General features: G+C 33.6%; 14 protein-coding genes. 3 read left to right on the top strand and 11 right to left on the bottom strand.

Annotation, left to right across the window (positions count from 1 at the left end):
- Positions 1-43: 43 nt before the first annotated feature.
- Positions 44-1,072 carry a rod shape-determining protein gene (locus C3L50_RS07105; RefSeq protein WP_103805466.1) on the bottom strand — a complete coding sequence of 343 codons (1,029 nt, stop codon included), beginning with the start codon at positions 1,070-1,072 and terminating at the stop codon, positions 44-46.
- A 53-nt stretch (positions 1,073-1,125) separates the two neighbouring features.
- Positions 1,126-2,652, bottom strand: a complete 1,527-nt coding sequence (gene purH / locus C3L50_RS07110; protein ID WP_103805467.1) for a bifunctional phosphoribosylaminoimidazolecarboxamide formyltransferase/IMP cyclohydrolase — start codon at positions 2,650-2,652, stop codon at positions 1,126-1,128.
- A 164-nt stretch (positions 2,653-2,816) separates the two neighbouring features.
- On the opposite strand from purH, the gene C3L50_RS07115 reads away from it, so the two are divergent.
- The gene (locus C3L50_RS07115; RefSeq protein ID WP_103805468.1) at positions 2,817-4,064 is read left to right on the top strand and encodes an ABC transporter permease; all 1,248 of its coding nucleotides are present in this window, start codon (positions 2,817-2,819) and stop codon (positions 4,062-4,064) included.
- A gap of 42 nt (positions 4,065-4,106) precedes the next feature.
- On the opposite strand, the gene C3L50_RS07120 is transcribed toward C3L50_RS07115, so the two are convergent.
- The 4 genes from C3L50_RS07120 to tamL form a co-directional block, all read right to left on the bottom strand.
- On the bottom strand, positions 4,107-4,694 hold the full coding sequence (locus C3L50_RS07120) for a hypothetical protein (RefSeq protein WP_103805469.1): 588 nt from the start codon (positions 4,692-4,694) through the stop codon (positions 4,107-4,109).
- An 81-nt stretch (positions 4,695-4,775) separates the two neighbouring features.
- The gene (gene accD, locus C3L50_RS07125; protein ID WP_103805470.1) at positions 4,776-5,630 is read right to left on the bottom strand and encodes an acetyl-CoA carboxylase, carboxyltransferase subunit beta; all 855 of its coding nucleotides are present in this window, start codon (positions 5,628-5,630) and stop codon (positions 4,776-4,778) included.
- Between the two features lie 111 nt (positions 5,631-5,741).
- On the bottom strand, positions 5,742-6,809 hold the full coding sequence (gene fbaA / locus C3L50_RS07130; protein ID WP_103805471.1) for a class II fructose-bisphosphate aldolase: 1,068 nt from the start codon (positions 6,807-6,809) through the stop codon (positions 5,742-5,744).
- A 69-nt stretch (positions 6,810-6,878) separates the two neighbouring features.
- Positions 6,879-9,425 carry a translocation and assembly module lipoprotein TamL gene (gene tamL / locus C3L50_RS07135; protein ID WP_103805472.1) on the bottom strand — a complete coding sequence of 849 codons (2,547 nt, stop codon included), beginning with the start codon at positions 9,423-9,425 and terminating at the stop codon, positions 6,879-6,881.
- A gap of 37 nt (positions 9,426-9,462) precedes the next feature.
- Between tamL and C3L50_RS07140 the strand changes: the two genes are divergently transcribed.
- Positions 9,463-10,188, top strand: coding sequence for an RNA methyltransferase (locus C3L50_RS07140; protein ID WP_103805473.1), 726 nt, complete (start codon positions 9,463-9,465; stop codon positions 10,186-10,188).
- Positions 10,189-10,221: 33 nt separating this feature from the next.
- Here C3L50_RS07140 and porT read toward each other — a convergent pair whose 3' ends face one another.
- The 4 genes from porT to C3L50_RS07160 form a co-directional block, all read right to left on the bottom strand.
- Positions 10,222-10,935, bottom strand: a complete 714-nt coding sequence (porT, locus tag C3L50_RS07145) for a type IX secretion/gliding motility protein PorT/SprT (RefSeq protein WP_103805474.1) — start codon at positions 10,933-10,935, stop codon at positions 10,222-10,224.
- Position 10,936: 1 nt separating this feature from the next.
- Complete coding sequence (gene ubiE, locus C3L50_RS07150; protein ID WP_103805475.1) at positions 10,937-11,668, bottom strand: bifunctional demethylmenaquinone methyltransferase/2-methoxy-6-polyprenyl-1,4-benzoquinol methylase UbiE; 732 nt, start codon at positions 11,666-11,668, stop codon at positions 10,937-10,939.
- An 81-nt stretch (positions 11,669-11,749) separates the two neighbouring features.
- Entirely contained in the window at positions 11,750-12,235 is a 486-nt protein-coding gene (locus C3L50_RS07155) for a dihydrofolate reductase (protein ID WP_103805476.1), read from the bottom strand.
- Positions 12,236-12,247: 12 nt separating this feature from the next.
- Entirely contained in the window at positions 12,248-12,580 is a 333-nt protein-coding gene (locus C3L50_RS07160; RefSeq protein ID WP_103805477.1) for a 2TM domain-containing protein, read from the bottom strand.
- Between the two features lie 240 nt (positions 12,581-12,820).
- On the opposite strand from C3L50_RS07160, the gene C3L50_RS07165 reads away from it, so the two are divergent.
- Positions 12,821-13,117, top strand: a complete 297-nt coding sequence (locus C3L50_RS07165) for an isoamylase early set domain-containing protein (protein ID WP_103805478.1) — start codon at positions 12,821-12,823, stop codon at positions 13,115-13,117.
- Between the two features lie 60 nt (positions 13,118-13,177).
- Here C3L50_RS07165 and C3L50_RS07170 read toward each other — a convergent pair whose 3' ends face one another.
- The gene (locus tag C3L50_RS07170) at positions 13,178-13,603 is read right to left on the bottom strand and encodes an HIT family protein (RefSeq protein ID WP_103805479.1); all 426 of its coding nucleotides are present in this window, start codon (positions 13,601-13,603) and stop codon (positions 13,178-13,180) included.
- Positions 13,604-13,626: the final 23 nt, after the last annotated feature.

The raw sequence follows: 13,626 nt of genomic DNA on the forward strand, positions 1-13,626 counted from the left end.
ATGTATGTTGAAAATTGAAACTCGTCACCCTAACTAAACATTTTTATTTGATTAGAACACTTTTAAATCGGCTAAGATTTTTAAGTGCCATTCCTGTACCGCGAACCACAGCTCTTAAAGGGTCTTCAGCGATATATACAGGTAAATCTGTTTTTTGTGAAATTCTTTTGTCAAGACCTCTCAACATCGATCCTCCACCAGCAAGATAAATTCCGGTGTTGTAAATATCTGCTGCCAATTCGGGCGGGGTTTGAGACAAAGTTTCCATAACAGCATCTTCTACTCGTTGAATCGATTTGTCTAATGCTTTGGCAATTTCTCTGTATGAAACTGATACTTGTTTTGGTTTTCCAGTCAATAAATCTCTACCTTGAACTGACATATCTTCTGGAGGAGTTTCTAAATCTTCGATAGCGGCTCCCACTTGAATTTTTATTTTTTCAGCAGTACTTTCTCCAACAAAAAGGTTGTGTTGGGTACGCATGTAATATACAATGTCATTGGTGAAAACGTCACCAGCAATTTTAACCGATTTGTCGCAAACAATTCCGCCCAAAGCGATTACTGCAATTTCTGTAGTTCCACCTCCGATATCGACAATCATGTTTCCTTTAGGTTGCATAATGTCAATGCCAATACCGATAGCTGCTGCCATTGGTTCATGAATCAGATATACTTCTTTACCATTTACTCTTTCACAGGATTCTTTTACCGCTCTCATTTCTACCTCAGTAATTCCAGAAGGAATACAAACTACCATTCTTAAAGCAGGAGTAAACATTCTTTTTTTCAATGCTGGAATACTTTTGATAAGCATGCTTATCATTTTTTCTGAAGCATCAAAATCTGCAATTACACCATCTTTCAATGGTCTTATCGTTTTAATGTTTTCATGGGTTTTCCCTTGCATCATGTTGGCTTCTTTACCAACAGCAATGATTTTTCCTGAAACTCTATCACGAGCAACAATCGAAGGGCTGTCAATTACAACTTTATCATTGTGGATGATTAAAGTGTTTGCGGTACCAAGGTCTATCGCAATATCCTCGGTCATGAAATCAAAAAATCCCATAAGTTTATAAGGGTATAAAATTTATAAAAAAATAATGTACAAAGCTAAACAAATTAATGTTTAAAATGACGTGTTCCTGTAAATACCATTGCAACTTTATTTTCATTGCAATAATCAATACTCAATTGGTCTTTTATAGAACCTCCTGGTTGAATTACAGCTGTTATTCCAGCTTCTTTTGCCAATTGTACACAATCTGGAAATGGAAAGAATGCATCACTGGCCATTGAAGCACCTTCTAGGCTAAAACCAAAAGCTTTTGCTTTATCGACAGCTTGCATCAAAGCATCTACTCTTGAAGTTTGTCCCGTTCCTGATGAAATTAAGGTGCCGTTTTTGGCAAAAACAATCGTATTCGATTTGGTGTTTTTGCAAACTTTAGACGCAAAAATCAAATCTTCTACTTCTTGCGTAGTTGGTGCAGTTATGGTAACGGTTTTTAAGTCTGCTTTAGTATCGGTAATGTTGTTTCTTTCTTGAACTAAAACTCCGTTTAGGCAAGTGCGCACTTGTTTTTGTGGCAATTCTACTTCGTTTTGAATTAAGATAATTCTGTTTTTCTTTTCTTGTAAGATGGCTAGTGCTGCTTCATCATAGCTTGGAGCAATAACAACTTCACAAAATAATTTGTTGATTTCGGTTGCAGCGGCTACATCAATTTTGGTATTGGCAATCAAAACTCCTCCAAAAGCAGAAGTTGGATCGCAAGCTAATGCTGCATTATAAGCTTCGGCAATAGTTGACCTTGTTGCCAATCCGCAAGCGTTATTGTGTTTTAAAATGGCGAAAGTTGGGCCATCGTTTTTGAATTCGTTAATCAAATTTACGGCTGCATCAACGTCTAATAAATTGTTGTATGACAATTCTTTTCCGTGAACTTTATTAAACATGGCGTCGAAATCACCAAAGAAAAATCCTTTTTGGTGTGGATTTTCTCCATATCTCAAAACTTGACCGTTGGCAATACTTGTTTTAAAAATAGTTTCGTCGGTATTGAAGTAGTTGAAAATTGCGGTATCATAATGAGAAGAAACATGGAATGCTTTGGTAGCAAACAATTTTCTGTCTTCTAATGTTGTGGCACCATTTTGAGTACTAATCAAATCCAAAAGCAAAGAATATTCAGCCACCGATGGAACGATTACTGTGTCCTTGAAATTTTTGGCAGCAGCACGAATCAATGAAATACCACCAATATCAATTTTTTCGATAATGTCGCTTTCACTAGCTCCAGAAGCCACAGTTTTTTCAAAAGGATACAAGTCCACAATCACCAAATCAATTTGAGGAATGTTGTATTCCTTCATTTGTTGCACATCGCTTTCATTGTCTTGACGGTTTAAGATTCCACCAAAAACTTTTGGATGCAAAGTTTTAACTCTTCCTCCAAGAATGGATGGGTATGATGTTACATCTTCTACAGGAACAACCGGAATACCTAAGTTTTTGATAAATTCTTCAGTTCCTCCAGTAGAATAAAAAGTTACATTTTGCTCGTGTAATTTCTTAATTATTGGTTCCAAACCTTCTTTTGAAAAGACAGAAATTAATGCTGATTGGATTTTTTTTGTTGTGCTCATCGTGTAGTTAAAATTTTGTGGTGCAAAAGTAGTTTTTTTGATGATAAAATTCAAATCTATTTCTGTAACAATATCTTAAAAAAAGCTACCAATGAGTTATTGATTTTTCATTAGGATTATGAAGAATATTTTTAGAATTTTACAATAACACAAAACCCCGTTTTATGCTAGTTTATTTTCGACTATTATCTGAGAGTTTCCGCTTTGCAATGAATGCTTTGCGAAACAATAAACTGCGTACTTTATTATCCTTGCTTGGTGTTACTATCGGTATTTTTTCGATAATTGCTGTTCTGGCTGCGGTTGATTCCTTAGATAAAAAAATTACTAAAGATTTGAGCTCATTAGATAAAAATACTATTTATTTGATGAAAATGTCTTTTGGTCCTTCTGAAATTCCACAGTGGAAAAGAGAACAATTTCCGAATGTAAAATACGATGAATATCTCTATTTGAAAGGAGCAATGACCAACACAGATCAAATGGGCTACCAAATATTTACCAAAAGCGAATCTTTAAAATACGGTTCGAATACGGTAACATCTGTAAATGTTGTGCCAGTTTCGCACGAGTTTATTGACATACAAGGGCTGGAATTCGATGAGGGCAGATTTTATACCGAGTCTGAGGCCAATTCTGCAGCCCCAGTAGTGGTAATTGGAAATGAAATTGCGAAGTCTTTGTTTGAAGATTCTGAACCTATTGGAAAAAAAATCAGAATGTATGGACAACGTTTTACGGTTATTGGAGTTTTGAAAAAACAAGGCTCAGGGATGTTTGGCAATGATGATAGTTCTGCTTTTATCCCTGTAAATTTTGTTCGTCAACAATTTGGGGACAATAATAAAGGATTAGTGAATGTAATTATTTTTAAACCTGAAAAAGGAGTTGATATGGACGCTTATAAAGCTGAAATCTCTCAAAAACTAAGAGCCTTTCGCGGTGTTAAATCGGGTGAAATCGACAATTTTTTTATTAATGTGTTTTCTGGATTCACCGATTTTATTGACGGAATTATTTCTCAAATGAATGTTGTGGGTTGGATTATTAGCGGATTTTCCTTGCTTGTGGGTGGTTTTGGTATTGCCAATATAATGTTTGTTTCTGTAAAAGAAAGAACCAATCTTATCGGAATTCAAAAATCGCTGGGTGCCAAAAACCGTTTTATTTTGTTTCAATTTTTGTTTGAAGCCATTATTCTATCAGTAATTGGCGGAATTATTGGATTGCTTCTTGTTTGGATTATTGCCATGATTTTGACCAAAGCATTAGATTTCGAATTTGTTTTGGGAATGGGAAATATCCTTTTAGGAACTGGATTGGCAGCCATTATTGGACTCATTTCGGGAATTCTTCCAGCCATTTCTGCTGCAAAACTTGATCCTGTTGAGGCGATTAGAACAGGGATGTAAGGAAGTGTTCAGTAGTCAGTTTTTAGTGATCAGTTGAAAATCCTAATCTGGAAATTTAATTTTGGTTTTGTCCCATTTTATTGAATCTGAGTAATAAAAAGCATTCTTTTTCTTGTAACTAAGAACCGTGTCTTCTTCTTGTGTTGTTCTTCGTATTAGATACGTCGGGACTTTTATTTTATAAAAAAAGGATAAAATCTTTTGGTCGTTGATGGTGTCAGTTTGCGATCCTACAACTAAAATCTGTCTTCTTTTTTCTTTAGTCATTACATTTTCATCAATAAATTTCTCAATACAATCTTTTGGTATTTTTATTAAGTCCTTTGGCTGTAAATCTAGGAATTGAGGCAGAGTGTCATTTTCCATTTCTGTACCACATATTCTGCCAACTTTTTTATTTTGAAAATACAGAACATCTCCATTCCTATCAATTATTAGGTTACATTCTCCATAAAACCCTTTCAAGGGTAATACTCTAATTTTGCTTCCACTATTTTTTAAAGAATCTGAATATTTTTGAATTTTTATATTTGCTGCAGAAATAATATAAGGTTTTTGAACCTCACTATCTTCTTTTTTATTACACCCAAAAAGCAAACAAATCAATATCAAAACAACTACTTTTTTCATCTTCCAAAATTTAAAATAAAGATATAAAAAAACACAAAGCAATAACTTTGTGTTTTTTGGTATTTGTGTGTTTGTAAAAAACTATCTAATATCGATATTTTGTATCAAATCGATATACAAATTGATAGAATCTTTCAATTCTTTTCTTGGTGTAATAAAATCCAGAAATCCATGTTCCATAACAAATTCGGCAGTTTGAAAACCCTCTGGCAAATCTTTTCCGGTGGTGTCTTTTACAACTCTTGGTCCAGCAAAGCCTATTAATGCTCCTGGTTCTGAAATGTTGATGTCACCAAGCATCGCATAAGAAGCTGTTGTTCCTCCAGTTGTTGGGTCGGTACACAAAGAGATGTAAGGTATTTTTGCATCAGCTAATTGGGCTAATTTGGCCGATGTTTTTGCTAATTGCATCAACGAAAAAGCGGCTTCCATCATTCTGGCACCACCTGATTTTGAAATCATTACAAATGGAATGTTGTTTTTGATAGAATAATCTATTCCACGAACAATTTTTTCTCCCACAACTCCTCCAACTGAACCACCAATAAAAGCAAAATCCATGCAACAAACCACTAAATCTTTTCCTTTTGATTTTCCAACAGCTGTTCGAACTGCATCATTCAATTTGGTTTTAGAAATCGTGTCTTTTAGCCTGTCAGAATATTTTTTGGTATCTACAAAATGCAAGGTGTCTTTTGATGTCATTTTGGCATCCAATTCCTTGAACTCATTGTTGTCAAATAATATTTCGAAATATTCTTTACTTCCAATTCTTACGTGAAAACCATCTTCTGGACTTACGTATAGATTGCGAGCTAATTCTTCGGCATCAATTATTTTTCCTGTAGGCGATTTGTACCAAAGCCCTTTTGGAATGTCCATTTTGTCTTCGGTAGCTGTAGTGATTCCTTTTTCTGTTCTTTTAAACCAAGCCATTTTTTTAGTATTCAGTGTTCAGTATTCAGTATTCAGTGTTCAGTAAAAAAGCATTCAGTTTTTAATAATCAGTGTAAAACTGAATACTAAAAACTGAACACTGAACACTTTTTATAGTGTATTTACGTTATTCAAATCAGCAAAAGCTTGTTCTAATCTTGCATTGAATGTAACTTCTCCTTCACGCAACCATTTTCTTGGATCGTAATATTTTTTGTTAGGAGCGTCGGCACCAGTTGGATTTCCGATTTGAGTTTTCAAATAATCGATATTGTTAACCATAAAGTCACGAATTCCTTCTGTTAGAGCAAATTGTAAGTCAGTATCAATATTCATTTTGATAACGCCATAGCTAATTCCTTCTCTAATTTCTTCAAGAGTAGAACCTGATCCACCGTGAAAAACGAAATCAACAGGATTTGGTCCAGTTTTGAATTTTTCTTGAACGTAATCTTGAGAGTTTTTCAAGATTTTTGGAGTTAATTTTACGTTTCCTGGTTTGTAAACACCGTGAACGTTTCCAAAAGAAGCAGCAATTGTAAATCTTGGGCTCACTTTTGATAATTCTTCGTAAGCATAAGATACTTCTGAAGGTTGAGTGTATAATTTTGAACTGTCAACATCTGAATTGTCAACCCCATCTTCTTCACCGCCAGTGATTCCTAATTCGATTTCTAATGTCATTCCCATTTTGCTCATTCTAGACAAATATCCTTTACAGATTTCGATATTTTCTTCGATTGGTTCTTCAGATAAGTCAATCATATGTGAAGAAAACAAAGATTTTCCTGTTGCTGCAAAATGTGCTTCAGAAGCATCTAATAATCCGTCAATCCAAGGTAATAATTTTTTGGCACAGTGGTCTGTGTGTAAAATTACAGTTGCTCCGTATGCTTCGGCTAATGTATGTATGTGTTTTGCTCCAGCGATTGCTCCAGCGATTGCAGCTTTTTCTCCAGCATTTGAAAGTCCTTTTCCAGCGTTAAATTGCGCTCCTCCATTCGAAAATTGAATAATAACGGGTGCGTTTAATTTTGCTGCTGTTTCTAAAACTCCGTTTATTGTGTTTGAACCAGTAACGTTTACCGCCGGTAATGCAAAACCTTTTTCTTTTGCATAGTTAAAAATTTCTTGTACCTGATCTCCTGTGGCTACGCCTGGTTTTATATTATGTGCCATTGTAAATTGTTTAAGTTGTTTTTATATTGTTGTTGTTTTTACGTTTGCAAAAATAAGAATTAATTAGCATTAGAATGGATAATTTATACCAAAATTAAAGACAGAATGTGCGAAATCGTAATCGTAAAACCATCGTTTTCCCATTTCATTAGCAGGATTGAAGGTTTTAAATCCTAAATCAAATCGAACTACAAAAAAATTCAAGTCATATCGGAGTCCAAATCCTGTTCCGAGTGCTAGTTCTTTTAGATCTTGAATTCCATCGAACGTGGCTCTTTTATCAGTAATATTGTCAAGTACGTTCCAAATGTTGCCAGCATCGGCAAAAATGGCTCCTTTGACACTTCCTAATATTTTAAATCTAAATTCGGCGCTCAAAGCGATTTTCATATTGGCCTCATTGTAGTCATTAGTAGCGCCTGTACTTCCTGGTCCTAAACGATAGGATTCCCAAGCTCTGTTATCATTAGATCCTCCTGCAAAATAACTTCTTGAAAACGGAATGTTTTTTGAATTTCCGTACGGAATTGCTATCCCAAAAAAGCTTCTAACGGCCAGAACTTTTTCTTTTGAGAAATCCCAATATTTAATATAATCGAATTCTGTTTTTATATATTCAGAATATTCTAAGTTGAAAATTTCATAATTGCCATTTGCGTTTTTAGGTAAATTTGCTGCATTTGAAATCAATGACAAAACCGATCCAGCCGATTCAATTTTGGTTCTGAATTGATAGAAAGTATTGTCTTTTAGATCGGATTTTGTGGTTTTTGAAAACGAATAACTGGTAGATAAAATAAAGTCATCTTCAGTTAGTCGTGTTTTTCGTTCATCAATACTGCTCACAGTTTCGTAATCTGTATCTGAAACGGTAATTGCCTTAGTTAAAACTTGATCTGTAAATCCATCTGTACCTTCTTCTATTAATAAATTTCCATCAATGTCAACATGTTCAGTATAATTGTATGTTTTTGCAAGGTTGTTTAATTCATTATAGGAAGACTCATAAACATTATAATAATTTTCAGGATTTAAATTTCGTACATATTGGACATTGAAAATATCGAATCGAGCGGTATTATTTTTTTTTGGGTTCCAATTATAAGCGAGCATTCCTGTAACATTTTGTTTGTCTAAACCAATGTTTTTTTGGTTTGATAAACCTACAGACACTAAAGTCGAGGGAATCATACTTTTAGGAATAATTTTTTCGGTGGCAAAAGGAAACCAAATTCGAGGAAAATTTAATTTAGCGTCAATTCCATATTCAGACACATTAAAAAACTTGCTTTGAGGATTGGCCAAATCTTTAGAAGAACCAATGTTTCCGCGTGCAGAAAGTTCTAGTGTTTCGGCTCCATTAAATACATTTCGAATGGTTTCAGAAATGCTTCCAGCAATTCCAATGTCTTGAATGTTCGAATGCGTCACATCTAATGTTGTTTGTAAACTGTATTTTTTTCGAGGGGATAAATACACTTTTGCAATAAGCGATTGGGCTGTGGTATCTCTTTTATCTACTTCATATAAAATGGTTGGATAATTAAAAATTTTCAGATTGTTAAGGTATCGTGTTGTCAAAACGGTTCTAAAATCAGCAAATAAACTTCCTTTGGTAATAAAAACAGCATCGGTAATTGCCTTAGGTTTGTATTTCAATTTAGAGTGACTGTACAAATTGAAATTATTATAGGTGGTGCTATCGGCAAATACAGCGCTATTATTGGTTGCAGAATAATCGGTATAAATGTTTACATCGCTTATTTTGTACATTTTGAACGGTTCTGTTCTTGTTGTGTCTTTGTCTTGATAAGAATAATCTTTAATGATCAAATTGACATTTACTTTTTTGTTGTGGTTCAACGTATCTAAATCAAACGTCACATAATTAGGCTGAAAATTATAGACTCCATTATTTCTGAGGTGTGTACTAATGCGTTCTTTTTCGTTGGTGAAATCTTCGGTATTGTATAGTTTGCCAGTCTTTATAAAAGAGTTGGAAATTTTTGTTTGATACAATGAATCCAAAACCGGAGTTTGAATAGAGGTCGATACAGTGTCAATTAAAAAAGGATTTCCAGTAGTAATGGTGTATTTTATTTTTGCTTTTTTCTCACTTAAACTGTCTAATTTGTAGGCAGCTTTTACATCAAAAAAACCTTTGTTAAAATAATAATATTTTACTCTTGCAATAGATTTTTGAGTTCTTGCTGTGTCAACAATTACAGGTGGTTCGCCAGTTTCTTTTAAAAAATTATGAAGACCATGATACCAAAAAGATTGTCCCAATCGATCGACTTGTTTGGCCGATAACCATTTTGACATTCGTTCGTATTTCTTTGGATTATTAGTAAACTTCGCTTGAAAAGCAGAATCAGGATTGGGTTTGGCAAGATTAAACAAATTCAATCGCAGATGATACCCCAGAAAAGTGGAATTTGGTTTTTGGTACAATTGATTGGTAATGTCTTCGCTTGTTGTTGATTTGTCATTTACGACAATTTCATTTTTAGTGAGGAGCTGTTTGCCTTTAGGAACGCGCTTCTCAGCATCACATGCCGAGATTATTATTCCAATTACAATAAATGTTGCTATTTTTGTGCTAATATTTTTCAAGTGTTGGGAAATATTTAATTCAAAAGTACATTATTTTATGCTTAGTAAAAACCAAATCAAGCTAATTACAAGTTTACAACAAAAAAAACAGCGAATAGCTTCTCAATTGTTTTTTGCCGAAGGGATAAAAGTAATTCATGAATTGCTAGAATCAAAGTTTGAATTGGTTCATTTGTACACCACTCAAAACGATTTTCAGGAAGTTTCGAATCATAAAAAAGTATTGATTGACGATAGTGAATTGAAAAAAATTACGGCATTGGCTACAGCCAATACTTGTTTGGCGGTATTTAAAATCCCATCCGAAAAAAAAATCATCGACTCAGGATTAATTCTTGCGTTGGATTCGGTTCGTGATCCTGGAAATTTAGGAACCATTTTGCGTTTGTGTGACTGGTTTGGTATTGACCAACTCATTTGTTCAAGAGAAACGGTCGATATTTACAATCCAAAAGTAGTTCAGGCTACAATGGGGTCTATTGCAAGAGTCAATGTCAATTATATTGATTTAGAATCCTTTATTGTTCAAACAAAATTACCTGTTTTCGGAACTTTTATGGATGGGAAAAATATTTATAAAGAAAACCTGCCTCAAGAAGGAATTATCATTATGGGCAATGAAGCCAATGGAATTTCGCCTACTTTAGAAACATTAATACAAAATAGACTTACCATTCCACGATTTGGAACACTTCAAAAAACAGAAAGTTTGAATGTGGCAACAGCAACAGCAATTGTTTTGAGCGAGTTTCGACGAGGATAATATTTTTATAACATTATAAACAGCTAACTTTTTCTAGTGAAAAGTAAAATTAATAAAAACGGCTCTACTTTTTAAAGACTCAATATTGCCAGTCCAAGGACTATCTGGATTTTTGTCACGAATTAGTTCATCGGTTAGTCCAAAAACACCTCTGATGGAAGGTGAAAAAATAAAATATTCCGAAAAAATATCAATTCCAAAGCCCAATTCATAGTTTGTAGTCCAGGATTTTACTCTAAAAATCTGTTCGTAATTGTCATCTATAGATTTTGCATTGCTAGACAAATTTAATGTTGCCGAAAGCCCGCCCAATAAATAAGGCCTAACATTTCCTGTTCTGAGCGAAGAAAATTTTAGTAACAATGGAAAATGAATATAAGTACTATTAACCTCTCGCAACCTATCAGAATAGGTTGGAGTTGATTCAAAATAACTGCTTGGGTAGCCCAAATCTCTTTTGGTGTAATATAAACCGGGTTCAAAACGCAAATTAATATATTCTTGAAGTCGCAAATCAGCAACAAGTCCAACATTGAAACCTGTATTTTTTTTCACTTGAATATCTTCACTTACGGTTTTGTAATCTACTTTGAAATCATAGGAATTAAAACCCAAATAGAATCCAAAATACAATTTTTGCTTTTGAAAATTTTCTAGATTTATAATAGGATCTTTGCCAAAGAGTTTATTCTGTGCAAAACCTTGTGTCGAAAGGGCTAATAAAATTAAAACAACTATTTTTTTCATATTATTTTTTGGAAGCTGAATAAATGGTGGCCACGCCAAAAGTTTGAGGCAAAGCAACTACATCTATAAACCCAATTTTTTTCAAAATATTGTTCAGAGCCTCTCCATAAGGAAAAGCTGCCGCCGATTCTGATAAATATCCGTAGGCCACATTGTCTTTTGAAAATAATTTCCCAATGATTGGAAGTATGTTTTTACTATAAAAAGTGTAGCCTTGTTTGTAAGGTGTTTTTTCTGGAACCGAAGTTTCGAGGATGACGAATGTTCCATTTGGTTTCAAAACTCTTAAAATTTCAGTCAAGCCTTTTTCTAAATTCTCGAAATTTCGTACCCCAAAAGCGACTGTTATGGCATCGAAATAATTGTCTTCAAATGGCATGTTTTCTGAATCGGCCAAAACCATCTCAATTCGATTAGATAAATTTTTGTCTTGAATTTTTGTCTTTCCCACTTCAAGCATTCCTTGAGAAATATCCAAACCAATGATTTTTTCGGCCTTTGTTTGTGCCATCAAAATAGCTAAATCTCCCGTTCCTGTTGCAATATCCAAAATGGTTTTTGGATTGTTTTTGGCTACAATTTGCAAAACTTTTTTGCGCCATTTCACATCAATTCCAAAAGAAATAACCCGATTAAGATTGTCATAATTGCCCGAAATAGTATCAAACATGGTGGCTACTTGCTCTTTTTTGCTTAAAGTCGAATCTTTATAAGGTGTTATATTTTTTGACATTTTCTAAAATTTGTGACAAAGGTAAACTAGATTTTTGGATAATAAATGGTAAACTGAAATTTTGGGTTGAAATAAGGATTTTTATGTTTTTCTAACAAAGGTTTGAAAAGTATAATCATAAAGATGTTTTTCATCTTTGTGATTAAAAATCTCTGAAGTTAATTCCCAAATTTTGGAATTAATTTCTGGGAAATAGACATCAGCTTCAAACGAATGATGTACCCTTGTAATGTCAAGTTGATCTGCTAAATGAATCGATTGTGAGTAAATTTCGCCTCCGCCAATAACAAATGCATCTTCGTTTTTTGGGCAAACAGCAATGGCGCTTTCTAAATCTTGAACCACAATGCAACCTTCGTGAACATAGTCTTTTTGCCGAGTAATAATGACGTGAGTTCTGTTTGGTAAAGGTTTGGGGAAACTTTCAAAAGTTTTTCTACCCATTATGATATGATGTCCTGAGGTAATTTCTTTAAATCGTTTAAAATCTTTGGGTAAATGCCAAAGTAAGTCGTTGTTTTTGCCAAGAGCATTGTTTTCGGCAACAGCCGCAATCAAAATAATCATGTAGTGTTGTTCTTATTTGGTAGAATTCTCTTCTATTTGGTTGTGCAATTGTACGATTTTTTGTTGTTGTTTAGCAACAAGTTTATCAATTTGGTCTCTTTCCCAATTTTTATTCATAAAACGATCGGTAATATACACTTTTATAAAATGCAAAATAAAGAGGAAAGCCCAAAATGTAATCACCCAAATAGCCCAATTTGCTGTAAACCCAAATATTGAATAATGATTAGCAATAAACATAAATATACTGCCTAAAACCAATAGTACAAAATGAAAGTAAAGTCCCTTTTTTTGTTTTAGCCTTTTTCTGGCATATTCATATTGTTCGTGTTGTTCTTTTTCCATGAAGCAAGATTTTGATTATAAAGATAAAATATTTTTTGAAATTTAATCATTTTTTAATTTAAGAATATTCAAAGTGAAAACGTTTTTGGATTTAGAATATCTGAATTTTTATTGATAAAAATTGGTGATGCTATTTATTATTAAGAGTTTATTTGTCGAAATCCTAAAACTTGTCTTAGGATGTTGAATCTTCGGCAGAATTTGTTTCCTTTGCGGCATAAATCTATAAATGAAATAGTTATGTCAATCAAGAAACAATTTATAAAAACAAAACCAGTTTGTAAAGTTACATTTTCGGTTGAGGCAAAAGAAGCGACTACTGCTTCGGTTGTAGGGGATTTTAACAATTGGAATTCGGCAGAAGGGGAATTGTCAAAATTAAAAAATGGTACTTTCAAAGGCGTTTTCGAATTACCAAAAGATACAACATATGAATTTAAGTATCTGATTGATGGAGTTTATGTTAATGAGCCTGAAGCAGATTATTTTATATGGAATGAATTTGCAGGAGCCGAAAATAGTGTATTAGAAATTTAAAATAGTAAAAAAGCCCGCAATTAGCGGACTTTTTTGTTTTTAAGCAAATGGAAGCTGGCTTTACAGTCCCGCTTTTATTTTCTCAATGACTTCAGCATATTCGGTATCAGAAAGAGTGGTTTTTTGAGGGTTCATTTCGAAAACCCCTCCAAAACCATATCCTTCTTTGTATTTAGGAACGATGTGCATATGCAAATGCGATAAGGTATCAGCATAAGCGCCATAGTTTATTTTGGTTGGATTGAATGCTGCTGCTATTGCTTTTGCCGTTGTTGCAACATCGCGCATAAAAGCATTGCGCTGGTCATCGCTTAGTTCGTGAAATTCCACACCGTGGTCTTTGTAAACTACATTGCAGCGACCTGTATGAGATTGTTCTTTAAATAGGAATAATTGTGATACTTCTAAATCACAAATTTTGATCATTAAATTGTGTAATGTTTCATTGTCTTGACAATACAAACATTCTGAAACTGGAGATGGCATGTTAGTGTTTTATTTAGTTTTTT

The organism is Flavobacterium alvei (genome assembly GCF_002920895.1).
GTDB lineage: Bacteria > Bacteroidota > Bacteroidia > Flavobacteriales > Flavobacteriaceae > Flavobacterium > Flavobacterium alvei.